The 22,631-nt window shown below is 61.2% G+C and carries 19 protein-coding genes; 13 read left to right on the top strand and 6 right to left on the bottom strand.

Annotation, left to right across the window (positions count from 1 at the left end):
• Positions 1-330: 330 nt before the first annotated feature.
• The 4 genes from ACM530_RS11710 to ACM530_RS11695 all read left to right on the top strand — a co-directional run bounded on the left by ACM530_RS11710 (position 331) and on the right by ACM530_RS11695 (position 4,963).
• The gene (locus tag ACM530_RS11710; RefSeq protein WP_416364816.1) at positions 331-1,686 is read left to right on the top strand and encodes a M16 family metallopeptidase; all 1,356 of its coding nucleotides are present in this window, start codon (positions 331-333) and stop codon (positions 1,684-1,686) included.
• Complete coding sequence (locus ACM530_RS11705; protein ID WP_145157752.1) at positions 1,679-3,169, top strand: M16 family metallopeptidase; 1,491 nt, start codon at positions 1,679-1,681, stop codon at positions 3,167-3,169. The genes ACM530_RS11710 and ACM530_RS11705 overlap by 8 nt, the downstream gene beginning before the upstream one ends.
• Positions 3,169-3,786 (top strand): 16S rRNA (guanine(966)-N(2))-methyltransferase RsmD, encoded by a 618-nt coding sequence (gene rsmD / locus ACM530_RS11700; protein ID WP_416364815.1) that lies wholly within the window; start codon positions 3,169-3,171, stop codon positions 3,784-3,786. Before ACM530_RS11705 ends, rsmD begins: the two co-directional genes overlap by 1 nt.
• Positions 3,787-3,967: 181 nt before the next feature.
• Entirely contained in the window at positions 3,968-4,963 is a 996-nt protein-coding gene (locus tag ACM530_RS11695; RefSeq protein ID WP_416364814.1) for a hydrolase, read from the top strand.
• A 121-nt stretch (positions 4,964-5,084) separates the two neighbouring features.
• Here ACM530_RS11695 and ACM530_RS11690 read toward each other — a convergent pair whose 3' ends face one another.
• Both ACM530_RS11690 and ACM530_RS11685 read right to left on the bottom strand, forming a co-directional pair.
• Positions 5,085-5,939, bottom strand: a complete 855-nt coding sequence (locus ACM530_RS11690; RefSeq protein ID WP_242199812.1) for a sulfurtransferase — start codon at positions 5,937-5,939, stop codon at positions 5,085-5,087.
• Between the two features lie 33 nt (positions 5,940-5,972).
• Positions 5,973-6,644: a TetR/AcrR family transcriptional regulator gene (locus tag ACM530_RS11685; RefSeq protein ID WP_025859550.1), complete on the bottom strand. Its 672-nt coding sequence runs from the start codon at positions 6,642-6,644 to the stop codon at positions 5,973-5,975.
• A gap of 146 nt (positions 6,645-6,790) precedes the next feature.
• On the opposite strand from ACM530_RS11685, the gene ACM530_RS11680 reads away from it, so the two are divergent.
• The 5 genes from ACM530_RS11680 (at position 6,791) to ACM530_RS11660 (ending at position 11,766) form a co-directional block, all read left to right on the top strand.
• Positions 6,791-8,218, top strand: coding sequence for a coniferyl aldehyde dehydrogenase (locus ACM530_RS11680; RefSeq protein WP_416364813.1), 1,428 nt, complete (start codon positions 6,791-6,793; stop codon positions 8,216-8,218).
• 28 nt (positions 8,219-8,246) lie between these two features.
• A complete protein-coding gene (locus ACM530_RS11675) occupies positions 8,247-8,792 on the top strand; it encodes a twin-arginine translocation pathway signal protein (protein ID WP_416364812.1) in 546 nt (181 codons plus the stop codon).
• Between the two features lie 152 nt (positions 8,793-8,944).
• Positions 8,945-10,540: a GMC family oxidoreductase N-terminal domain-containing protein gene (locus ACM530_RS11670; RefSeq protein ID WP_416364811.1), complete on the top strand. Its 1,596-nt coding sequence runs from the start codon at positions 8,945-8,947 to the stop codon at positions 10,538-10,540.
• A gap of 114 nt (positions 10,541-10,654) precedes the next feature.
• A complete protein-coding gene (gene coaD / locus ACM530_RS11665; protein ID WP_003176711.1) occupies positions 10,655-11,134 on the top strand; it encodes a pantetheine-phosphate adenylyltransferase in 480 nt (159 codons plus the stop codon).
• A 380-nt stretch (positions 11,135-11,514) separates the two neighbouring features.
• Entirely contained in the window at positions 11,515-11,766 is a 252-nt protein-coding gene (locus ACM530_RS11660) for a YfhL family 4Fe-4S dicluster ferredoxin (protein WP_003195146.1), read from the top strand.
• Between the two features lie 123 nt (positions 11,767-11,889).
• Here ACM530_RS11660 and mutM read toward each other — a convergent pair whose 3' ends face one another.
• Both mutM and ACM530_RS11650 read right to left on the bottom strand, forming a co-directional pair.
• Entirely contained in the window at positions 11,890-12,702 is an 813-nt protein-coding gene (gene mutM / locus ACM530_RS11655) for a bifunctional DNA-formamidopyrimidine glycosylase/DNA-(apurinic or apyrimidinic site) lyase (RefSeq protein ID WP_145157771.1), read from the bottom strand.
• Between the two features lie 21 nt (positions 12,703-12,723).
• Positions 12,724-13,536 carry an HDOD domain-containing protein gene (locus ACM530_RS11650; RefSeq protein ID WP_178119648.1) on the bottom strand — a complete coding sequence of 271 codons (813 nt, stop codon included), beginning with the start codon at positions 13,534-13,536 and terminating at the stop codon, positions 12,724-12,726.
• 296 nt (positions 13,537-13,832) lie between these two features.
• Between ACM530_RS11650 and ACM530_RS11645 the strand changes: the two genes are divergently transcribed.
• The 3 genes from ACM530_RS11645 (at position 13,833) to ilvD (ending at position 18,543) form a co-directional block, all read left to right on the top strand.
• Positions 13,833-15,029: a class I SAM-dependent rRNA methyltransferase gene (locus ACM530_RS11645; protein ID WP_003213799.1), complete on the top strand. Its 1,197-nt coding sequence runs from the start codon at positions 13,833-13,835 to the stop codon at positions 15,027-15,029.
• Positions 15,030-15,281: 252 nt separating this feature from the next.
• Entirely contained in the window at positions 15,282-16,442 is a 1,161-nt protein-coding gene (locus ACM530_RS11640) for an MFS transporter (protein WP_242199808.1), read from the top strand.
• Positions 16,443-16,701: 259 nt separating this feature from the next.
• Entirely contained in the window at positions 16,702-18,543 is a 1,842-nt protein-coding gene (gene ilvD, locus ACM530_RS11635) for a dihydroxy-acid dehydratase (protein WP_124418674.1), read from the top strand.
• Positions 18,544-19,306: 763 nt separating this feature from the next.
• Here ilvD and ACM530_RS11630 read toward each other — a convergent pair.
• Entirely contained in the window at positions 19,307-20,365 is a 1,059-nt protein-coding gene (locus tag ACM530_RS11630) for a haloacid dehalogenase-like hydrolase (RefSeq protein ID WP_145157782.1), read from the bottom strand.
• Positions 20,366-20,606: 241 nt separating this feature from the next.
• Here ACM530_RS11630 and ACM530_RS11625 point away from each other — a divergent pair, with 241 nt between their 5' ends.
• Positions 20,607-21,998 (top strand): L-cystine transporter, encoded by a 1,392-nt coding sequence (locus tag ACM530_RS11625; RefSeq protein WP_416364810.1) that lies wholly within the window; start codon positions 20,607-20,609, stop codon positions 21,996-21,998.
• An 85-nt stretch (positions 21,999-22,083) separates the two neighbouring features.
• Here ACM530_RS11625 and ACM530_RS11620 read toward each other — a convergent pair whose 3' ends face one another.
• Positions 22,084-22,596 (bottom strand): dihydrofolate reductase, encoded by a 513-nt coding sequence (locus ACM530_RS11620; protein ID WP_416364809.1) that lies wholly within the window; start codon positions 22,594-22,596, stop codon positions 22,084-22,086.
• Positions 22,597-22,631 lie beyond the last annotated feature (35 nt).

Genomic DNA, 22,631 nt, shown 5'->3' with positions numbered 1-22,631 from the left:
GCTATCTCAAAGTAGCGATGCGCCAGGGCGCCTCGGTAAATAAATTCGATGCAGAACAGACTGCTTTAACGCTCGCTTGTTCATGCGCAACATTCTGCAAGGCGTAAATAAAGGCCTCAACAAATCGTTTCAATAAAGGACTGAAGCGATAAAATCGGCGAAAAGTGGAAGATCATCGGGGAAAACCACCCTCTATTCCAACATTTCTACGACTGGATCCGGGACAAGATGGCCGCCGCAGTGGCCGTCCCTAAATCGGATCAGTATCCTAGCACCTCCTCGCCCGCCGACGCTAAGACCAAGCGGGCAGCCCAACAGGTTTAAAAACGAATGAATGCTCTAGCCCGCCGCGCTGCAGGCCTGCTGCTCAGCACAGTTTGTCTGCCCCTTTCAGCCTTGGCTGCCGACCCACAACCCACCCACGAATTCACCCTGGATAACGGCCTCAAAGTGGTCGTGCGCGAAGATCATCGCGCGCCGGTGGTGGTTTCACAGGTTTGGTACAAGGTTGGTTCGAGCTACGAAACACCCGGCCAGACCGGGTTGTCCCACGCCCTGGAACACATGATGTTCAAGGGCAGCGCCAAGGTCGGTCCCGGCGAAGCCTCGCTGATCCTGCGCGATCTGGGCGCCGAAGAAAACGCCTTCACCAGCGACGACTACACCGCCTACTACCAAGTGCTGGCCCGTGACCGCCTGGGCGTTGCCTTCGAGCTGGAAGCCGACCGCATGGCCAGCCTGCGCCTGCCGGCCGACGAGTTCAGCCTCGAGATCGAGGTGATCAAGGAAGAGCGCCGCCTGCGCACCGACGATAACCCGATGTCCAAGGCCTACGAGCGCTTCAAGGCCATGGCCTACCCGGCCAGCGGCTACCACACGCCGACCATCGGCTGGATGGCGGACCTGGAACGCATGAAAGTCGAAGAGCTGCGTCACTGGTATCAATCCTGGTATGTGCCAAACAACGCCACGCTGGTAGTGGTCGGTGATGTGACCCCGGATGAGGTCAAGAACCTGGCCCAGCGTTATTTCGGCCCTATCCCCAAGCGTGACGTGCCACCCGCGAAAATCCCGCTGGAACTCGCCGAACCCGGCGAACGCCTGCTGACGATGCACGTGCAGACCCAACTGCCGAGCGTGATCCTTGGTTTCAACGTGCCGGGCCTCGCAACCGCCGAAGACAAACGCTCGGTACAAGCCCTGCGCCTGCTCTCGGCCCTGCTCGACGGCGGCTACAGCGCGCGTATCTCGGAGCAACTGGAACGTGGTGAAGAGTTGGTGTCCGCCGCCTCGACCAGCTACGACGCCTACACCCGGGGTGACAGCCTGTTCACCCTGACGGCCACGCCGAACCAGCAGAAGAAAAAGACCATTGCCCAAGCCGAAGCCGGCCTGTGGCGCCTGCTGGACGAGTTGAAAGCCAAGCCGCCGACCAGCGAAGAACTGGAGCGTATCCGCGCTCAAGTGATTGCAGGCGTGGTTTACCAGCGTGACTCCATCACCAGCCAGGCAACGGCTATCGGCTCCCTGGAAACCGTCGGCCTGTCCTGGAAACTGATGGACACCGAACTGGCCGACCTGCAAAGCGTGACGCCGGAAGATATCCAGAAAGCTGCACAGACTTATTTCACCCGCGAGCGTTTGAGCGTCGCCCATGTTTTGCCTGAGGAGACCGCTCATGAGTGATCGTAAAAGCAGCCGCCTGATTTTTCCTGGCCTGGTCGTCGTCACCCTGATCGCCGCCAGTGCCGTGTACTTCCTGCGCCCAAGCGAATCCGTCGCCAGCCAGGCCCTAGATAAAGCTGAATCGGCGAACAAACTGCAATCGCTGGCGGAACTGGATGGCAAGGCGCCGACCAACCGCAAGCTCGACGTGCAAACCTGGACCACCGCTGAAGGCGCCAAGGTGCTGTTCGTCGAAGCCCACGAATTGCCAATGTTCGACATGCGCATCCTGTTCGCCGCCGGCAGCAGCCAGGACGGCGACACGCCCGGCCTGGCACTGCTGACCAATGCGATGCTCAACGAAGGTGTACCGGGCAAGGATGTCAGCCAGATCGCCAGCGGCTTTGAAGGCCTGGGCGCCGACTTCGGCAATGGTGCTTACCGCGACATGGCGCTGGTTTCGCTGCGCAGCCTGAGCGACAGCGACAAGCGCGACGCGGCCCTGGCGCTGTTCGACGATGTGATCGGCAAGCCGACCTTTCCTGCCGATTCCCTGGCGCGGATCAAAAACCAGATCCTCGCAGGCTTTGAATACCAGAAGCAGAACCCGGCCAAGCTGGCCAGCCTTGAGCTGTTCAAGCGCCTGTACGGTGACCATCCCTACGCCCACCCAAGCGAAGGCACGCCCGACAGCATTGCGAAGATTAACCTCGCGCAATTGCAGGCGTTCCACGCCAAGGCCTATGCGGCGGGCAATGCGGTGATTGCAGTGGTCGGTGACCTGACCCGTGCCGAGGCCGAAGCCATGACGGCCAAGGTCTCCGCGTCGCTGCCTAAAGGCCCGGCCCTGGCGAAGATCGCCCAGCCGAGCGAACCGCAAGCCGGCTTGAGCCATATCGAATTCCCGTCCAAGCAGACCCACCTGCTGTTCGCGCAATTGGGCATCGACCGCGCCGATCCGGACTACGCGGCCTTGTCGCTGGGCAACCAGATCCTCGGCGGCGGTGGTTTCGGCACCCGCTTGATGAGCGAAGTGCGTGAAAAGCGCGGCCTGACCTACGGTGTGTACTCCGGCTTCTCGCCCATGCAGGTGCGCGGCCCATTCATGATCAACCTGCAGACCCGCGCCGAAATGAGCGGCGGCACATTGCGCCTGGTTGAAGACGTGCTGGCCGACTACCTCAAGACCGGCCCGACGCAAAAGGAACTGGATGACGCCAAGCGTGAGCTGGCCGGCAGCTTCCCGCTGTCCACCGCGAGCAACGCCGATATCGTCGGTCAGCTGGGCGCCATGGGTTTCTACAACCTGCCGCTGAGCTATCTTGAGGATTTCATGAAACAATCCCAGGCCCTGACCGTAGAGCAGGTCAAGGCTGCAATGAATAAACACTTGAGCGCCGACAAGATGGTCATCGTGACCGCCGGCCCGACGATTGCGCAAAAGCCACTACCGCCCCCCACTGATAAACCTGCCGAGCAGCCGCTCGGGGTTCCGGAGCATTAATGGCCAGTTCATCTCGCCCAAAAAAACCCGTCCACAACGTGCATAACGGTGTGGGCCAACTGCGCATCATTGGCGGTGAATGGGGCAGCCGCAAGCTGAGCTTCCCCGACGTCGTAGGCCTGCGCCCGACGCCGGATCGCGTGCGTGAAACCCTGTTCAACTGGCTTGCGCCGTACATCGGCGGCGCCAAGGTGCTGGACCCGTTCGCCGGCAGCGGCGCGCTGTTCCTGGAGGCGCTGTCCCGTGGCGCGGCCCAGGGCCAGGCGCTGGATGCCAGCAATGTGGCGGTGTCCAGCCTCAAGGAACACCTGGGCACCCTGCGCTGCACCACCGGCCAGGTCCAGACCGCCGACGCGCTGCGCTACCTGGAAACCCAGGCGGCGACTGAATATGACGTGGTGTTTCTCGACCCGCCGTTCAATAAGAACCTGTTGCCGACCGTGTGTGCATTGCTGGAAGAGCGTCAGTGGCTGGCGGCGGATGCGTGGATCTACACTGAAAGTGAAACCGCGCCGTCTACCCTCGGCCTGCCGGGCGCCTGGCGCCTGCACCGCGAGCAGAAGTCCGGCCGGGTGTATTACGCGTTGTGGCATCGCTTGGTCGAAAACGCCGCCTGATATGTGGCGAGCGGGCTTGCCCCGCGTTGGGCTGCGCAGCGGCCCCAAAACAGTCACCGCATTCACTCTGTCGGATCGCGGTGACTGAGCCGGGGCTGCTGCGCAGCCCAACGCAGGGCAAGCCTGCTCGCCACGTGAAGCCTCGCTTGCCACAACAAGCCTGCTCGCCACAGAGATGTCCATGACCCCTTCCGTCGACCTGTTCAAACCCGCTTTCGGCCTCGGCAACCCCCACCTGCAAACGCTGTGGGGGCCGTTGTGGCGTCCCACCACGCATATCGAACGCCAACGCGAACGCTTGTGGCTGGACGACGGCGACTTCCTCGACCTTGACTGGCACGGCCCCCATGACGCGCAAGCGCCATTGGTGCTGGTGCTGCACGGGCTGACCGGCTCGTCCAACTCGCCCTACGTGGCCGGCTTGCAAAAAGTCCTCGCCGCCCAGGGCTGGGCAAGCGCAGCGTTGAACTGGCGCGGGTGCTCGGGTGAGCCCAACCTGCTGGCGCGCAGTTACCACTCGGGCGCCAGCGAAGACCTGGCAGCAGCGATTGCGCATCTGCGCGCCAAGCGACCGTTGGCGCCGCTGTATGCCGTGGGTTATTCGCTGGGCGGCAATGTGCTGCTCAAGCACTTGGGCGAAACCGGCGAAGCGTCGGGGCTGCATGGCGCGGCCGCGGTGTCGGTGCCGTTTCGCCTGGATCAGTGTGCGGATCGCATCGGGCTGGGGTTTTCGCGGGTGTATCAGAAGCACTTTATGCGCGAGATGCTGGCGTATATCCGCGTCAAGCAACGGCGCTTTTTACAGGATGGCCAAGCTGACGGGCTGAAAACCCTCGAGGCATTGGGCTCGCTGGAGAAGATGCGTACGTTCTGGGATTTCGACGGGCGGGTGACGGCGCCGCTGCACGGTTTCCTCAGCGCCGAGGACTATTACCGTCGCGCGTCGAGCCGGTATTACTTGAGTGACATTCGCACACCCACTCTGATCATCCACGCCGCCGATGACCCGTTTGTGTTCGCCCACAGCCTGCCGGAGGCCAGCGAACTGTCGGACTGCACCGAGTTTGAGCTGCTGGCCAAGGGTGGGCATGTGGGGTTTGTCGATGGTTCTCTCAGGCGCCCGAGCTACTACCTCGAACGCCGAATCCCGCAATGGCTACTGACACAACGCGGTTAAAAAATGTGGGAGCGGGCTTGCTCGCGAAGGCGGTGTATCAGTCACAAATCTATCGACTGACACTCTGCATTCGCGAGCAAGCCCGCTCCCACATTTTGATTGGGTTTGCAGGAATGGCGGCTTAGTCGCCGGTTGCGATTTGCCGCGCCGGATCGGTAATCCACTCGCTCCACGACCCCGCATACAGCTTGCCCAGCGGGTAACCCGCCAGGCTCAGCGCAAACAGGTTGTGACACGCCGTCACGCCAGAACCGCAATACGCCACCAACTCTTCCGGCGAACGGCCCTTCAACTGCGCAGCGAAACGCTGCTTGAGCTGCTCAGCTGGCAGGAAGCGACCGTCACTGCCCAGGTTTTCGCTGAACGCCGCACATTGGGCGCCCGGAATGTGCCCGGCAATCGGGTCGATAGGCTCCACGTCGCCGCGAAAACGCGCTTGGGCGCGGGCATCGATCAAGGTCATGCCCGGTTCGCCCAAGCGTTTTTGCAGGTGCTCGGCGTCCAGCACGAGGTGATTGTCCGGAGTGCCGGCAAACGTCCCCGGCTCAACCACGGGCGCGTCCAGGCTCAGCGGGAAGCCGGCCGCGTGCCAGGCCTTGAGGCCTGCATCCAGAATAAACACGCCATCGCGTTTGCCCAGCCAGGCCAGCAGCCACCACGCGCGGGCGGCATAGGCGCCGGGGCCGTCGTCATACAGCACGATGTCCGTGTCGGCATTGATGCCCCAGGCCCGCAGTTGCGCGGCCAAGGTGTCCGCCGCCGGCAACGGATGACGCCCGGTCACGCCCTTTGTCACCGCACCGCTGAGGTGGCGCTCCAGGTCGGCATATTGCGCACCTTCGATATGCCCTTCGGCGTAGCTGCAAAGCCCGTAGTCCGGGTCTTCCAGGGCAAAGCGGCAATCCAGGATCACCAGCCCGGCCGCCTTCTGGCGCTCGGCGAGTTGCTGGGGGCTGATCAGTTGGGCAAGCGGCATGACGGACTCCTGTGAACAGATTCGAGAAAGGTCCTACTTCACTTCTTCCAGTGCCTGGTTCAACGGCACGTAAAACTCTTTGAACAAAGCGTCTACCGCCTCTTTGGCCTGGGGCGTGACAAACCCCGCCTCCAGCACCAGCACCTGGTACACCCCACGCTTGATCGCCTCGGCGCTCAAGTGGGCGGAATTTTCATTGGTGGTGCACAGAAATCGCACCCACGAGGTGAGGATGATCCAGGCATTGAGGGTCAGCGCCTCGGTTTGCACCGGGTCCATATTGAGGATGCCGGCATCGACAAACCCTTGATAGATAGCGCCGCCCTGGATCAGGCAACGCTGGGAAAAGCGCCGGTAGCCGGTGGCCAGTTCCGGGTCGCTTTCCAGCAGGTGTTCCAGGTCGCGGTGCAGGAAGCGATAGCGCCACATGCCCGCCAGCACGGCCTGCAGGTAAAAACGCTTGTCTTCGACGGTGACGGCGCGGCCCTGGGGCGGGCGCAGGAAACTGTCCACGAGGGCTTCGTATTCGCGAAACAGCACGGCGATGATCGCCTGCTTGTTGGGGAAGTGGTAGTACAGGTTGCCCGGGGAAATTTCCATGTGGGCGGCAATGTGGTTGGTGCTGACGCTGCGCTCGCCCTGCTGGTTAAAAAGCTCCAGGCTGGTTTGCACAATGCGCTCGCTGGTCTTTACTCGTGGTGCCATAGGGGATCAGCTTCTAAACACGTGATGGGGCATCTTACGGCCTATCCTTGTCTGGATAAATCCGCATGTTGCTGCAATGATATTTGACAATTTAGAGCAATGACTCTAAAAATCCAGGCAGACCTATAACAATCGGGAACTGCGCCATGTCTGCCAACGTTGCCTACCTGCAAGATTCCCAGGCGCTGGATCAACTCCAGGACCTGTTCGACGCCCAGCGTCGCGCCTATGCCGCCAACCCGATGCCACCGGCGGCGCAGCGCCAACAATGGCTCAAGGCATTGCGCAATGTACTCAGCGACGAACGCCAGGCCCTGATCGACGCGATCAGCCAGGACTTCAGCCACCGTAGCGCAGACGAAACCCTGTTCGCCGAGTTGATGCCGAGCCTGCATGGCATTCACTACGCCAGCAAACACCTCAAAGGCTGGATGAAACCTTCCCGCCGCGCTGTAGGCATCGCCTTCCAACCGGCATCCGCCAAGGTCATCTATCAACCACTGGGCGTGGTCGGCGTGATCGTGCCGTGGAACTACCCGTTGTATTTGGCCATCGGCCCGTTGGTCGGCGCGTTGGCGGCCGGTAACCGGGTGATGCTCAAGCTCAGCGAATCCACGCCCGCTACGGGTGAACTGCTCAAGGCGCTGCTGGCGAAAATCTTCCCCGAAGACCTGGTGTGCGTGGTGCTGGGCGAAGCCGAAGTGGGCATGGCGTTTTCCAAATTGCGCTTCGATCACCTGCTGTTCACCGGCGCCACCAGCATCGGCAAACACGTGATGCGTGCGGCGGCTGAACACCTGACCCCGGTGACGCTGGAGCTGGGCGGCAAGTCGCCGGCAATAGTTTCCTCCGATGTGCCACTCAAGGACGCCGCCGAGCGCATTGCCTTCGGCAAATGCCTGAATGCCGGGCAAACCTGCGTGGCGCCGGACTACGTGCTGGTGCCCGAAGATCGCATCGAGGGGTTCGTCGAGGCTTACAGCAAGGCAGTTCGCGGGTTTTACCCGACCCTGACCGACAACCCGGACTACACCGCCATCATTAATGATCGGCAGCAGGCCAGGCTGAATGCCTACGTCAAAGACGCCACCGACAAAGGCGCCACCCTGATCACCTTGTACGACCAAGGCCAGGCACGGCGCATGTCCCATAGCCTGTTGCTGAATGTCAGCGATGAAATGACTGTGATGCAGGACGAAATCTTCGGCCCGGTGCTGCCGATCGTGCCGTATCGCGGCATTGATCAGGCCTTTGCCTACGTCAACCAGCGCCCTCGTCCGCTGGCCCTGTATTACTTCGGCTACAACAAGGGCGAGCAGAACCGCGTGCTGCATGAAACCCACTCCGGCGGCGTGTGCCTGAACGACACCCTGCTGCATGTGGCTCAGGATGACATGCCCTTCGGCGGCATCGGACCTTCCGGCATGGGCCACTACCACGGCCACGAAGGATTCCTCACATTCAGCAAGGCCAAGGGCGTGCTGGTGAAACAGCGCCTGAACGCGGCGAAATTGATCTACCCGCCCTATGGCAAGTCGATCCAGAAGTTGATTCAGAAGTTGTTTGTACGCTGATTCCGCCACTCTCGGGACAACAATAATAATGAACCCTAGCCTGACTGAAACACCTGCGCTGTCGCGGCGCGGCGTCTTGAAAATCGGCCTGTGTGCCAGCGCGTTCCTGGCCACTGCCGGGCTGGGTGCCAGCCTCAGCGGGTGCTCCAGCAGCACCCCGGCCAGCGGCTTTGCAATGCTGCGCAGCAGTGACTTGCCGTTCTTGCGCGCAGTGATCCCGGTGCTGCTCGATGGCGTGGCCAGCGCCCAGGACGTGGTCGCCGGGATTGAAGACACCCTGAAAAAACTCGACTACAGCCTGCAGCACCTGTCGCCGGAGATGTTCAAGCTTACCCAGCAACTGTTCGACGTGCTGGGCATGGGCATCACCCGTGGCCCGCTGACGGGGATCTGGGGCAGTTGGGAAAATGCCAGCAGTGAACAGATCCGCAACTTCCTGCACCGCTGGGAAAACAGCTACCTGAACCTGCTGCGCATGGGCCAGGGCTCGTTGCTCAAGCTGGTAATCATGGCCTGGTACTTCCGCCCGCAATCCTGGGCCCATTGCGGCTACCCCGGCCCGCCGAAGATTTAGGCCTGACAACCTGATTAGAAAATGTGGGAGCTGGCTTGCCTGCGATGGCGGTGTATCAGCGACGAATTGATCGGCAGGCAAACCGCTAGCGCAGGCAAGCCAGCTCCCACACTGGTCGCAACTTCGTACAAAAAAAATAAGAGTGCACACCTATGCCCGTACCCGATCTGTTCCGCGACGGCCTGGCCCGCGGCTGGAAAACCCACAATGGCGCCGCACTCGACAGCGACCTGACGCTGGAAGCCGATGTGGTGATCATCGGCAGCGGTGCCGGCGGAGGCACCACTGCCGAAATCCTCAGCGCCGCCGGCTACAAGGTGCTGCTGATCGAAGAGGGCCCGCTCAAGACCAGCAGCGACTTCAAGCTGCTCGAAGACGAGGCCTACGCCAGCCTGTACCAGGAAGGCATTGGCCGCATGAGCAAAGACGGCGCGATAACCATCCTGCAGGGCCGGGCGGTGGGCGGCACCACATTGATCAACTGGACCTCCAGCTTCCGAACGCCGGACGCCACCCTCACCCACTGGGCCAGCGAGTACGCGGTAAAAGGCCACAGCAGCGCCGAGATGGCGCCGTGGTTCGAGAAGATGGAACAGCGCCTGGGCATCGCCCCGTGGGCCATGCCACCGAATGCCAACAATGATGTGATCCGCAAAGGCTGCGAAAAGCTCGGTTACAGCTGGCACGTGATCCCACGCAACGTGCGCGGCTGTTTCAACCTGGGGTATTGCGGCATGGGTTGCCCGGTCAACGCCAAGCAGTCGATGCTGGTGACTACCATTCCGTCCACCCTGGAAAAGGGCGGCGAACTGCTGTATCTCGCCCGCGCAGAACGGCTCAAGTACAGCGGCGACACCATCAGCAGCCTGGAATGCGTGGCCATGGACGAGCGTTGCGTCGCGCCCACCGGTCGCAAGATAACCGTCAAGGCCAGGCATTACGTGCTGTCGGGCGGCGGCATCAACAGCCCGGCGCTGCTGATGCGTTCGGACGCGCCCGACCCGCACTCGCGCGTGGGCAAGCGCACGTTCCTGCATCTGGTGAATTTCTCTGCCGGGCAGTTTGACGAGGTGATCAACCCGTTCTACGGCGCGCCGCAGTCAATTTATTCCGATCATTTTCAATGGCTGGACGGCACCACCGGCAAAATGTCCTACAAGCTGGAGGCACCGCCCTTGCACCCAGGGTTGGCCAGCACGCTATTCGGCGGTTACGGCACCGGCAATGCGCTGGATATGAGCCAGTTGCCCCATACCCACGCCATGCTTGCCCTTTTACGTGATGGCTTTCATCCCGACAGCCGTGGCGGCACGGTGGAATTACGCGGTGACGGTACGCCGGTTCTCGATTACGCAGTATCGCCCTACGCCTGGGACGGCCTGCGCCGAGCCTTCCACAGCATGGCCGAGATCCAGTTCGCGGCGGGCGCCAAGTCGGTCAAGCCGTTGCATCACGACGCGCGTTACGTCAGCACCCTGGCCGAAGCACGCAGCCTGATCGACGGCCTGAGCCTGGAACTGCATCGAACCACCCTGGGCAGCGCCCACGTGATGGGCGGTTGCGCCATGGGCGAAGACCCGAAAAACGCCGTGGCTGACAGCCTCGGTCGCCATCACCAGTTGCGCAATCTGTCGATCCACGATGGCTCGTTATTCCCCACCAGCATTGGGGCTAACCCGCAATTGTCGGTGTATGGATTAACCGCGCAACTGGCGACAGCGTTGGCCGAACGTCTGAAAACAGCGTGAAAAAACAGGTTATTCGCGGTGTCTATAGTGCTTTCTTCTGCATAAGTTGACTTGGCCGACCGGGATGGCTGCGATACCATCCGGTTCCCCAACGGACTCCGCCAGGACGACGCGATGAACCGAGTGTTGTACCCAGGTACCTTCGACCCGATTACCAAAGGCCATGGCGATCTGGTCGAACGCGCCTCTCGCCTGTTCGACCATGTGATCATCGCGGTCGCTGCCAGCCCCAAGAAAAACCCGCTGTTTCCCCTGGAACAGCGCGTGGAGCTGGCGCGTGAGGTCACCAAACACCTGCCTAATGTGGAAGTGGTGGGTTTTTCAACGCTACTGGCACACTTCGCCAAAGAGCAGAACGCCAATGTGTTCCTGCGTGGCCTGCGTGCAGTATCGGACTTCGAATACGAATTCCAGCTGGCCAACATGAACCGCCAATTGGCGCCGGACGTGGAAAGCCTGTTCCTCACGCCGTCGGAGCGTTATTCGTTCATTTCCTCGACGTTGGTCCGTGAAATCGCCGCTTTGGGCGGAGATATCACCAAATTCGTACACCCGGCTGTGGCGGATGCGCTGACACTGCGCTTCAAGAAATAACTTCTGAAGCGCGGGCTTGTCTGTGCTGAGCCTGACTTGTTCATGCTGAGCCCGGTTTGTCTGTGCTGAGCCTGGCTTATCTGTGCTGAGCGGGCTTATTGTGGCGAGCGGGCTTGCCCCGCGTTGGGCTGCGAAGCAGCCCCAATAAAGCCACCGCATAATTTCAGCCAAAACACGGCCGCCTGTTTTCAGGGCCGCTTCGCAGCCCAACGCGGGGCAAGCCCGCTCGCCACAACAGGCACGGAGCTCGCCACAATAGGCGCGGCGCTCCCTACAACAAGCCCAGCGATCGCCACAGCTCGCACTGCGGGCGCCAATGCGGCACAATTGCGCGCATTCGTTTTCAGATGCCCTGGCTGACAGCCCTGGCAGGAGTTTCCATGTCCCTGATCATCACCGACGATTGCATCAACTGCGACGTCTGCGAACCTGAGTGCCCGAACGCTGCGATTTCCCAGGGTGAAGAGATCTACGTGATCGACCCCAACCTGTGCACCCAATGTGTCGGCCACTACGACGAGCCTCAGTGCCAGCAAGTGTGCCCGGTGGATTGCATTCCGCTGGATGAAGCACACCCTGAGACTGAAGAGCAGTTGATGGAGAAGTACCGGAAGATTACCGGTAAGGCCTGAGACTCTGTGGCGCCCATCCGGACCTCATCGCAGGCAAGCCAGCTCCCACATTTAAACGTGTGAATACGGTCAAGTGTGGGCGCAGGCTCGCCCTCGATGGCGGCATCAGCCCTCACACAACACTCAGCTCTGGCACTTAGGGCAAAACACACTCGCCCGCTGCCCCAACACCACATTGCGCAACTCGCTGCCGCAGACCTTGCACGCCTCGCCGCCCCGGCCGTAGACGAACAGTTCCTGCTGAAAATACCCCGGTTGCCCGTCACCGCCGATAAAGTCCCGCAATGTGGTGCCGCCACGCTCGATGGCGGCGGCCAGCACACGCTTGATCTCAATTGCCAGCTTCAAGTAACGCCCGCGCGAAATGCCACCGGCGGCGCGGCGCGGATCAATCCCGGCGGCAAACAGCGCTTCGGTCGCATAGATATTGCCCACGCCCACCACCACCGCGTTGTCCATGATGAACGGCTTCACCGCCACGGACTTGCCGCGGGACAGCTGGAACAGCCGCTCGCCGTCAAACAGGTCAGTCAACGGCTCCGGCCCCAGGCGAATCAGCAATTCGTGGTTGTGCGGGTCCTGGCTCCAGAGCATCGCGCCAAAGCGCCGCGGGTCGGTGTAGCGCAGCGCCATTCCCGACTCCAGCTCGATGTCCACATGCTCATGCTTGAGCGCGGGCGAACCGGCTTCCACCAGCCGCAGGTTGCCTGACATGCCCAAGTGGCTGATCAAAGTGCCCACTTCGGCATTGATCAACAGGTACTTGGCCCGCCGCTCCACCAGCACGATGCGCTGCCCGGACAGGCGCACATCCAGGTCCTCCGGGATCGGCCAGCGCAGGCGCCGCTCACGCACCACCACACGGCTGACGCGTTGGCCTTCCAGGTGCGGCGCAATCCCGCGCCGGGTGGTTTCGACTTCTGGTAACTCGGGCATGTGTACCTCGTGAAAAAAGGGTCAGTGCGCGCCCAGTTCGCGGATCGACAACTTCATGCTTTCGAAGTCGTAGTCCGAAAGGCCCACGTAATCCAGCACCAGATGGCCGATGGCATTCCACTCATGGTCCACGGCCTGGTTACCCAGCACGCGACAGGACGAACAGATGTGCTCAGCCATTTTCAGGATGGCCAGCAGGTTTTTAAGTTGCGGCGTGCGCGACGACTCATCGCTGAAAATCGCCAACGCGTTGTGGTGGTTGGCGATCGCGTCGGTCACATGCTCCGGCAGACGCCAGGATTTGGCGGTGTAGTAGCCGACCACGGCATGGTTGGTGTTGAACGCGTTGTTCTCGGTGTCGACCACGCGGCAATCGGGCCCGGCATTGGCGTAGGCCTGCTCCAGCACCGTCATGTAATCGGGGAACCGCTTGAGCATCAACGGCACGCCGCAATCGTGGAACAGCCCCAGGGCATAAGCCTCGTCCACCGCCTGCGAGCCGGTGCGCTTGGCCAGCGTCAGGCAGGTCATGGCCACATCCTGGGCGGTGTCCCAGAAGCGGTTGAGGGTGACAATGGTGTCGTCGCTCATCTCGCCTTTGATCGACTGTGCGTTGATCAAGTTGATGATCGAACGGCTGCCCAGCAGGTTCACCGCGCGCTGGATCGAGGCAATCTTGTTGCTCAGGCCGTAATACGGCGAGTTGACGATCTTCAGCAATGCGCCGGACAGGCCCGGGTCCTGGGAGATCAACCGCGCGATCACTTCCAGGTCCGGGTCGGGCATGTACTGCTCCATCTGCAAATCCACCATGATTTGCGGTTGAGGCGGCACGCTGATGCCTTGCAGGGCCTGTTGGATCTGTTCGGCGGAAAGCTCTTGGGACATAAGTACACACTCTGGGCTAGGCGGCGATTCTAACCCTTATGAAGACTTGACCGACACCCAAATGCCGAACTGAAACCGGATCAAATGTGGGAGCGGGCTTGCTCGCGAACGCTCGGTGTCAGTCACCGAATACAGTCGCTGATCCACCGCTTTCGCGAGCAAGCCCGCTCCCACATGTCCGGCGGCGCCGCGAATTCATGCACAACACGGTATACTCCCGCTCTTTTTTCCGGAGCGACGTCATGTCCCTGCCAAGCCTGCGTCTCAAAGCCAACGCCGATCGTCGTTTGCGCAACGGCCACCTGTGGGTCTACAGCAACGAAATCGACGTGGCCGCCACCCCACTTCACGGCTTCCAGGCAGGCGACCAGGCTATCCTGGAAGCGGCCGGCGGCAAGACCCTGGGCATCGTGGCCATGAGCCCGAACAACCTGATCTGCGCACGCCTGCTGTCGCGCGACATCAAGTTGCCTTTGGACAAGTCGCTACTGGTGCACCGCATCAACGTCGCGCTGTCGCTGCGTGATCGCCTGTTCGACAAGCCGTTCTACCGCCTGGTGTACGGCGACTCCGACCTGCTGCCGGGCCTGGTGGTTGACCGTTTCGGCGACATCCTGGTCGTCCAGATCGCTTCGGCGACCATGGAAGCCCACAAAGAAGACGTGATCGCCGCCCTGACCCAAGTGCTCAAGCCAAGCGGCATCCTGTTCAAGAACGACTCCGCCGCGCGCGACGCCGAAGGCCTCAACCGCTACGTTGAAACCGTGTTCGGCCTGGTGCCGGAGTGGGTGGCGCTGGAAGAGAACGGCGTGAAATTCGAAGCCCCGGTAATCCAGGGCCAGAAGACCGGCTGGTTCTACGACCACCGCATGAACCGCGCCCGCCTGGCGCCGTATGCCAAAGGCAAACGCGTGCTGGACCTTTACAGCTACATCGGTGGCTGGGGCGTGCAGGCCGCAGCCTTCGGCGCCAGTGAAGTGTTCTGCGTCGACGCTTCGGCCTTCGCCCTCGACGGCGTGGAGCGCAACGCTGCGCTGAACGGCGTTGCCGAGAAGATGACCTGCATCGAAGGCGATGTGTTCGAAGCCCTCAAAGAGCTGAAAGCCAGCGAAGAACGCTTCGACGTGATCGTCGCCGACCCACCGGCTTTCATCAAACGCAAAAAAGACATGAAAAACGGCGAAGGCGCCTACCGCCGCCTGAACGAGCAAGCCATGCGCCTGCTCAGCAAGGACGGCATCCTGGTCAGCGCATCCTGCTCGATGCACTTGCCGGAAGACGACCTGCAAAACATCCTGCTGACCAGCGCCCGTCACCTGGACCGCAATATCCAGATGCTCGAACGCGGCGGCCAGGGGCCGGATCACCCGGTGCACCCGGCGATTGCCGAAACGCGCTACATCAAGAGCATTACGTGCCGGTTGTTGCCTAATAGCTAAGCAACAAACGCAGATCAAAAGGTGGGAGCGGGCTTGCCCGCGAAAGCGGCAAGTCAGTCGATGAATGAGTTGACTGACACTACGTATTCGCGAGCAAGCCCGCTCCCACATTTTGGTTTGTGGTGTGTCAGGGCAACTTTCCTATCACCGCAAACCACAACAATTCGGGAACCGTCCTTCAACGGTTTTGATTGAATTCCACATTTCGCAGACTAGTATCGGTTTCTGGAATTACTCCGGAAAATAAAAACAATGTCTGGGCCCTACCTCTCCCGCTTCATCCTCATCACCTGCATTTCCCTGATCAGCTTTTTCCCTATCAACATTCTGCTGCCCTCGTTTCCCGCACTGGCTGCCAGGTTCGACACACCTACCGCAGAAATCGCACTGTCGATCAGTCTGTTCACGCTGGTGTTTTCAGTGTCCCAATTGATTGCCGGCCCGCTGTCGGATAAATGGGGCCGCAAGGAAGTCCTGCTCGGTTGCATCACGCTGTCGATCCTGGGTGCGATAGGTTGCGCATTATCGACGGACTACCTGAGCTTCCTGCTGTTTCGCTCGGTCCAGGCCATGGGTTGCGGCTTCTTCGTACTGGGCCACGCGTTAGTGGAAGACCTGTTCGAAGAACAGGATCGAGCCCGTGTGCGCCTCTACTACATGACCCTGAGCGGCTCGTTCGTCGCCTTGTCACCGCTGATCGGCTCCTGGTTGCAAACCACCTTCGATTGGCAAGGTAGTTTCTATGGATTCGCACTGATGGCGTTGGGGATGTTGATCCATGCGTTCTGCATACTGCCCTCCAAGTCCGCCAGCCCGCACCGCACGCCGGTGTCGATCATCGGCACGCTGAAAGATGTCGCGACCAATCGCGACTTCCTGCGTTACTGGTGGATCGCCGCGTTGGTGTTCGCCTGCTACTTCGCCTTGATCAGCGTGACACCGTTGATTTTCATGGACTCGTTGAAACTCTCCGAATACCAGTACGCACTGGTACTCATGGTGTATGGCGTGGCCTATCTGCTGGGTGGCTTGGCGGCGTCGTATCTTCAAAAACGCATCTCGCTGTCCCGGCAAATCAACATCGGCCTTGGATTGCTGCTTATCGCAGGCGTGCTTCTGATGCTGATCGTCGGTCTTGGAGCCATCACCACCATCACCCTGCTGATCCCGATGCTGATCAGCGCCCTGGCCGTAACTCTGGTTCGCCCCGCCGCGATTTCCGCCGCCATGTTGCTGTTCTCCAGCAGCGCCGGCACCGCCGCCTCGGCCGGCAACAGCATCATGTTCATCACCGCTGCCGTCAGCAGCGCCGCCCTCGCCCAAGCCGGGGCCAACCTGCTGATGACCATCGCCATCAGCTTCATCGTGCTCAGCGTTTGGGGCGTGATGACGAACGCGCGGGTCGGCCGCTGACCATGAAACTTGCACACCCACACGTCTCGTAAGCGCTATCTACACGCTGGCGGCCATTCCCTCCGGCCGCCAGCGGTGTAGAATCGACGCTATTCATCGCCAGTCATCCCCCGGCGGGTTTATGAGCTCGAGGCCCAAGCACGCGGCGATCCCGCGACGCGAGTGGCAACGTTTGGACACACGGCCATTTTCTGAGTGTTCCAGACGTCAATAGAAGCTCACTTCCCTTTAGTACTTGATTAGCCGCCCGGAGTGCTCCATGCCTGATTACCGCTCGAAAACATCCACCCACGGCCGCAACATGGCCGGCGCGCGCGCACTGTGGCGTGCCACGGGGATGAAAGATGACGACTTCAAAAAGCCGATCATCGCGATTGCCAACTCGTTCACCCAGTTCGTACCCGGCCACGTCCACCTCAAGGACCTGGGCCAACTGGTCGCCCGCGAGATCGAACGCGCCGGCGGCGTGGCCAAAGAATTCAACACCATCGCCGTGGATGACGGCATCGCCATGGGCCATGACGGCATGCTGTATTCGCTGCCGAGCCGCGAGATCATCGCCGACTCCGTGGAATACATGGTCAACGCCCACTGCGCCGACGCCATCGTGTGCATCTCCAACTGCGACAAAATCACCCCCGGCATGCTGATGGCCTCCCTGCGCCTGAACATCCCGGTGATCTTCGTCTCCGGCGGCCCAATGGAAGCCGGCAAGACCAAGCTCGCCTCCCACGGCCTCGACCTGGTGGACGCCATGGTCATCGCCGCCGATTCCAGCGCGTCTGACGAGAAAGTCGCGGAATACGAGCGCAGCGCCTGCCCAACCTGCGGCTCGTGCTCCGGCATGTTCACCGCCAACTCGATGAACTGCCTGGTCGAAGCCCTGGGCCTGGCCTTGCCGGGCAACGGTTCCACGCTGGCCACCCACAGCGACCGCGAGCAGCTGTTCCTGCAGGCCGGCCGCACCATCGTCGAGCTGTGCAAGCGTTACTACACCGACAATGATGAGTCGGTGCTGCCGCGCAACATCGCCAACTTCAAGGCGTTCGAAAACGCCATGACCCTGGACATCGCCATGGGCGGTTCCACCAACACCATCCTGCACTTGCTGGCCGCCGCCCAGGAAGCCGAGATCGATTTCGACCTGCGCGACATCGACCGTCTGTCCCGCCACGTGCCGCAGCTGTGCAAGGTCGCGCCGAACATCCAGAAGTACCACATGGAAGACGTGCACCGCGCCGGCGGGATCTTCTCGATCCTCGGCTCGCTGGCCCGTGGCGGCCTGCTGCACACCGACCTGCCGACCGTGCACAGCACGAGCATGGCCGAAGGCATCGCCAAGTGGGACATCACCCAGACCACCGACGAAGCCGTGCATCACTTCTTCAAGGCAGGCCCGGCCGGCATCCCGACGCAAACGGCGTTCAGCCAGTCCACCCGCTGGGACACCCTCGATGACGACCGTGAAAACGGCTGCATCCGCAGTGTCGAGCACGCCTACTCGCAAGAAGGCGGCCTGGCCGTGCTGTACGGCAACATCGCGCTGGATGGCTGCGTGGTGAAAACCGCCGGTGTGGATGAGTCGATCCACGTGTTCGAAGGCAACGCCAAGATCTTCGAAAGCCAGGACAGCGCCGTGCGCGGCATCCTCGCCGACGAAGTAAAGGCCGGCGACATCGTGATCATCCGCTACGAAGGCCCGAAAGGCGGCCCGGGCATGCAAGAGATGCTCTACCCGACGTCGTACCTGAAATCCAAAGGCCTGGGCAAAGCCTGCGCCCTGCTCACCGACGGCCGTTTCTCCGGCGGCACCTCGGGCCTGTCCATCGGCCACGCTTCGCCAGAAGCGGCTGCCGGCGGCGCGATTGGCCTGGTGCAGGACGGCGACAAAGTGCTGATCGACATTCCGAACCGCTCGATCAACCTGTTGATCAGCGACGAAGAACTGGCCGCCCGCCGGGTTGAGCAGGACAAGAAAGGCTGGAAACCGGTCGAGAAGCGTCCGCGCAAGGTCACCACTGCGTTGAAGGCTTACGCCTTGCTGGCCACCAGCGCCGACAAAGGCGCTGTGCGTAACAAAGCGATGCTCGACGGCCTGTAAGCCTCGCGCATAAAAATGCCCCGCCACGTGCGGGGCATTTTTTTATCTGGGTAAACCCTTCAGCAGTAAGCCGAGTTCAAACATGAGCATGCGGTCGAATGTGGGAGCTGGCTTGCCTGCGATCGCGGTGGGCCAGCCGACTTTTGTACTGCCTGACACACCGCCTTCGCGAGCAAGCCCGCTCCCACAGTGATCGGGCTCCAACTCAAGCATGCGGTCGAATGTGAGAGCGGGCTTGCCTGCGATAGCGGTGGGCCAGCCGACTCACGCACTGCCTGACATACCGCCTTCGCGGGCAAGCCCGCTCCCACCCCACAGTGGATCGGGTTCCACCTTAAGAATGCGGTCGAATGTGGGAGCTGGCTTGCCTGCGATAGCGGTGGGCCCGACGACTCATGTAGGGCCTGACACGCCGCCTTCGCGGGCAAGCCCGCTCCCACAATTGATCGGGTTCCAACTTAAGCATGCGGTCGAATGTGGGAGCTGGCTTGCCTGCGATAGCGGTGGGCCAGCCGACTCATGTACTGCCTGACATACCGCCTTCGCGGGCAAGCCCGCTCCCACAGTTGATCGGGTTCCAACATGAGCATGCGGCCGAATGTGGGAGCTGGCTTGCCTGCGATAGCGGTGGGTCCGACGACTCATGTAGGACCTGACACGCCGCCTTCGCGGGCAAGCCCGCTCCCACAGTTGACCGGGTTCCACTATGAGAATGCGGTCAAAATGTGGGAGCGGGCTTGCTCGCGAAGCAGGCGGCTCGGTCTTACTGAATCTCGTCCGGCTTGACGATCACCCAGTTCTTGTCCGCCGTCACCGGCAGCCCTTCCTTGGCCTGGGCCGCCGCGTGTTTGGCCATCATGCCGTTGAGTTGAGTCATGTATTTATCCTTGCGGTTGATCCACAGGTGGACGCCACCCTTGGCCACGTCCACATCGTGAAACAACATGTAGCCGTCGCTGGTGGGGGTGTCGCCGCCGACGATCACCGGTTTTTTCCACTCATCGATGTAGGTGAGGATCGCTGCGTGCTTGCCGGCCATCCAGGTCGCCGGGGTCCACAGGTACGGGGTCAGTTCCAGGCCGAGGTTGGCCTTCTCGTCATACTTGCCGGCGGCGATCTGCTTACGCGCGGTGGTCAGCTCGCCGGTCTTGCGATCCTTGAGCAAGGTGCTCACGCCGATGACGTTCTCGGGTTTGACGTTGTAGCCGTACTTCGGATCGGCGGCGACCATGCGCACCAACTCCTCGGACGCGGCGGTCATCACATACACCTCGATGCCGTTTTCCATCAGTTTGTTGAACAGCTCAGCCTGGCCGGTGAAGACTTTCGGCGGCTGCACGTCCATGGTCTTGACCACGTCACCGTCGTAATAGGTGACCGGCACCGGCTTGCCCGACGCCATCATCTCGTCGACGTAGCCCTTGAGTTCCTTGAGGGTGAAGCCGGAGAAAATCTGCGCAACCCACGGGTAGCAGACCATGTCGTCCACTTCGCAGAGTCGGTAGTAGTAGCTGAACAGGCTTTCCTTGTGGTCGGCGGTGTCTTTGAACGGAATCAGCTTGAGGGACGGGTCCATGGTGTCGCGGGTGATCAGGCCTTTGTTCTCAAGGTACGGCAGCAGGGACTCTTCGAGGTCGTAGCGGTAACTGGTGTTGTCCATGTCGAACACCGCGAAGTTACCCTTGTTGGCGTTGGCGGCGATCATCTTGTTCAACTGCTCGGCGGCAGGCGCCGGCCAGTGCTTCAACTCGGTGGCGGCAAATGCCTGGCTGGCGAGGCCCAAGCAGAAGGCGGCGGCCAGTAGTGTTGGCGCGAACTTCATAAGCGATTTCTCCCTGAGTGAAAGACATCGACGCTAACAAATCTGTGTGACAGTTATCGCCCGAGCACGACCGCTTGCGTCGTGATTGCGCCAAGGGCGTGTGCCTGAGCGTCAAAGGCTTATTCCAAAAACGACAGTCACCATTCCATATCGGTATTAAATCAATATATTTCAAGCTGTTAGGCTTTCCGGTTCGCAATCGCAGGCTCACGCGATTGGCTGCCTTCTCAACGGAGCTTCAATGAATCTGCCCCTGATTCTCAACGTACTGGTGTTCGTGGCCCTGCTTTTGGGCCAGGCACAAACCCGCCGCACACACTGGAGCCTCGCCAAGAAGGTCCTGTTCGCGCTGGTGCTCGGCGTGCTGTTCGGCGCGGCGTTGCACACGATTTATGGCGACGGCAACCCGGTGCTCAAAGCCTCGATCAGCTGGTTTGATCTGGTCGGCAATGGTTACGTGCAGTTGCTGCAAATGATCGTGATCCCGCTGGTATTCGCCTCGATCCTCAGCGCCGTGGCGCGTCTGCATAACGCCTCGTCCCTGGGCAAGATCAGCTTCCTGACCATCGGTACGCTGCTGTTCACCACGGCAATTGCGGCGCTGATCGGTATCGGCCTGACCAACCTGTTCGGCCTTACCGCCGAGGGCCTGGTGGCCGGCACACAGGAAATGGCGCGCCTGCAAGTGATCCAGAGTGATTACGCAGGCAAGGTCGCCGACCTGAATATTCCGCAGCTGCTGCTGTCGTTCGTGCCAGCCAATCCGTTTGCCGACCTGGCCCGGGCCAAGCCGACGTCGATCATCAGCGTGGTGATTTTTGCTGCGTTTCTCGGGGTTGCCGCACTGCAACTGCTCAAGGACGACGTGGAAAAAGGCCAGAAAGTGCTCAACGCCATCGACACCCTGCAAGCCTGGGTGATGCGCCTGGTGCGCCTGGTGATGAAGCTGACGCCCTACGGCGTGCTGGCGCTGATGACCAAAGTGGTCGCCGGCTCCAACCTGCAAGACATCATCAAGCTCGGCAGTTTTGTGGTGGTGTCGTACCTGGCGCTGGGCCTGATGTTTGTGGTGCACGGCCTGCTGCTGTCGCTGGCCGGGGTCAACCCGCTGCGCTTCTTCCGCAAGGTGTGGCCAGTGCTGACCTTTGCCTTCACCAGCCGCTCCAGCGCAGCCGCCATCCCGCTGAGCATTGAAGCGCAGACCCGCCGCCTGGGTATCCCGCAATCGATTGCCGGTTTCGCCGCCTCGTTTGGCGCGACCATCGGCCAGAACGGTTGCGCCGGTCTCTACCCGGCCATGCTCGCGGTGATGGTTGCACCGACCGTGGGCATCAACCCGCTCGACCCGCTGTGGATCGCGACGCTGGTCGCAATCGTGACCTTGAGTTCGGCAGGTGTAGCCGGTGTTGGCGGAGGCGCGACCTTTGCCGCGCTGATCGTACTGCCGGCGATGGGCTTGCCGGTGTCACTGGTGGCGCTGCTGATTTCCGTGGAGCCGCTGATCGACATGGGCCGTACGGCGCTGAACGTGAACGGTTCGATGACGGCGGGCGCGATTACCAGCCAGATCATGGGGCAGACGGATAAAGCGTTGCTCAATGCCGATGAGCACGCTGAGTTAGCGCAGGCCTGATAGACCGCTATCGGGGGCAAGCCCCCTCCCACACTCGATCGCGTTCACTCGGTCAACTGTGGGAGGGGGCTTGCCCCCGATGCTTTTAGGCTTTTTCCCAGACTTCGAAGGTGTACGCGGGCTTATCGCCCTCGGCCGGGTTCTCGACATTCGACACCAGCTTCCACTGGTTCAGATCAAACTCGGGAAACCACGCGTCCCCGTTCGGGCTCAACGCAACCCGCGTCAGATACAGGCGATCCGCCTGCTCCAACCCTTGCGCATACAACTGCGCACCGCCGATCAGCATCAGCTCATCCACGCCCTGCTCCAGCGCCCAGGCCTCGGCCCGTTCCACCGCCGCAGCCAGCGACGGAAAAACTTCCGCACCTTCAAGCTTAAGATCGGTCTGACGGCTGACCACGATATTCAGGCGCCCCGGCAGCGGTCGGCCCAGCGAATCCCAGGTCTTGCGCCCCATGATGATCGGCTTGCCGAGCGTAGTGGCCTTGAAATATTTGAAATCCCCCGGCAAATGCCAGGGCATGCTGTTGTCGACGCCGATCACGCGGTTTTCACCGAGGGCTGCGATCAGGCTTAAAGGGAGAGTTTTTTTCATGGCGACGAGAATACCAGAGCTGCGAGTCAGCGGTT

Origin of the sequence: Pseudomonas sp. NFX183, assembly GCF_047943075.1 — a bacterium.
Taxonomy (GTDB): Bacteria; Pseudomonadota; Gammaproteobacteria; order Pseudomonadales; family Pseudomonadaceae; genus Aquipseudomonas.
This window is presented reverse-complemented; position numbering and strand designations above follow the sequence as displayed.

Excerpts from the sequence above, each read along its gene's own strand:
- ACM530_RS11710 (WP_416364816.1), top strand. The coding sequence starts at position 331 with ATGAATGCTCTAGCCCGCCGCGCTGCAGGCCTGCTGCTCAGCACAGTT.
- ACM530_RS11705 (WP_145157752.1), top strand. The coding sequence starts at position 1,679 with ATGAGTGATCGTAAAAGCAGCCGCCTGATTTTTCCTGGCCTGGTCGTC.
- rsmD (WP_416364815.1), top strand. The coding sequence starts at position 3,169 with ATGGCCAGTTCATCTCGCCCAAAAAAACCCGTCCACAACGTGCATAAC.
- ACM530_RS11695 (WP_416364814.1), top strand. The coding sequence starts at position 3,968 with ATGACCCCTTCCGTCGACCTGTTCAAACCCGCTTTCGGCCTCGGCAAC.
- ACM530_RS11690 (WP_242199812.1), bottom strand. The coding sequence starts at position 5,939 with ATGCCGCTTGCCCAACTGATCAGCCCCCAGCAACTCGCCGAGCGCCAG.
- ACM530_RS11685 (WP_025859550.1), bottom strand. The coding sequence starts at position 6,644 with ATGGCACCACGAGTAAAGACCAGCGAGCGCATTGTGCAAACCAGCCTG.
- ACM530_RS11680 (WP_416364813.1), top strand. The coding sequence starts at position 6,791 with ATGTCTGCCAACGTTGCCTACCTGCAAGATTCCCAGGCGCTGGATCAA.
- ACM530_RS11675 (WP_416364812.1), top strand. The coding sequence starts at position 8,247 with ATGAACCCTAGCCTGACTGAAACACCTGCGCTGTCGCGGCGCGGCGTC.
- ACM530_RS11670 (WP_416364811.1), top strand. The coding sequence starts at position 8,945 with ATGCCCGTACCCGATCTGTTCCGCGACGGCCTGGCCCGCGGCTGGAAA.
- coaD (WP_003176711.1), top strand. The coding sequence starts at position 10,655 with ATGAACCGAGTGTTGTACCCAGGTACCTTCGACCCGATTACCAAAGGC.
- ACM530_RS11660 (WP_003195146.1), top strand. The coding sequence starts at position 11,515 with ATGTCCCTGATCATCACCGACGATTGCATCAACTGCGACGTCTGCGAA.
- mutM (WP_145157771.1), bottom strand. The coding sequence starts at position 12,702 with ATGCCCGAGTTACCAGAAGTCGAAACCACCCGGCGCGGGATTGCGCCG.
- ACM530_RS11645 (WP_003213799.1), top strand. The coding sequence starts at position 13,833 with ATGTCCCTGCCAAGCCTGCGTCTCAAAGCCAACGCCGATCGTCGTTTG.
- ACM530_RS11640 (WP_242199808.1), top strand. The coding sequence starts at position 15,282 with ATGTCTGGGCCCTACCTCTCCCGCTTCATCCTCATCACCTGCATTTCC.
- ilvD (WP_124418674.1), top strand. The coding sequence starts at position 16,702 with ATGCCTGATTACCGCTCGAAAACATCCACCCACGGCCGCAACATGGCC.
- ACM530_RS11630 (WP_145157782.1), bottom strand. The coding sequence starts at position 20,365 with ATGAAGTTCGCGCCAACACTACTGGCCGCCGCCTTCTGCTTGGGCCTC.
- ACM530_RS11625 (WP_416364810.1), top strand. The coding sequence starts at position 20,607 with ATGAATCTGCCCCTGATTCTCAACGTACTGGTGTTCGTGGCCCTGCTT.
- ACM530_RS11620 (WP_416364809.1), bottom strand. The coding sequence starts at position 22,596 with ATGAAAAAAACTCTCCCTTTAAGCCTGATCGCAGCCCTCGGTGAAAAC.